The organism is Vibrio sp. 10N.286.48.F5, assembly GCF_041469785.1.
GTDB classification, from domain to species: domain Bacteria; phylum Pseudomonadota; class Gammaproteobacteria; order Enterobacterales; family Vibrionaceae; genus Vibrio; species Vibrio crassostreae_C.
This window is the reverse complement of the sequence record NZ_JBFRLG010000079.1, coordinates 1-287: the sequence shown is the minus strand read 5'-3', so window position 1 is coordinate 287 and position 287 is coordinate 1. Positions and strand designations below refer to the sequence as shown.

Annotated in this window: 1 tRNA gene; it reads left to right on the top strand. The window is 36.6% G+C overall.

The features are described 5' to 3' along the window. Window positions 1-47 precede the first annotated feature (47 nt). Window positions 48-123, top strand: a tRNA-Glu gene (locus AB4185_RS21875). The last annotated feature ends 164 nt before the right edge of the window (window positions 124-287 follow it).

Below are 287 nucleotides of genomic sequence, written 5' to 3'. Positions count from 1 at the left end.
AAGTGTCCACACAGATTGATATGTTTAAACAGTTAAGAGTAACCTATGTCCCGTTCGTCTAGAGGCCTAGGACACCGCCCTTTCACGGCGGTAACAGGGGTTCGACTCCCCTACGGGATACCATCTTTAAGCACATTTATTTAAGTGTTTTTAAAAATGGTTCATTTTATTGAATCAAGCTCTTTAACAATTTGGAAAGCTGACTGATTGATTACTTACGAGTAATTCAATCAAATTTAAAAGTTCTCAATGTTTATCTGCTCTTAGTTAATAAGAACGGTATAAAC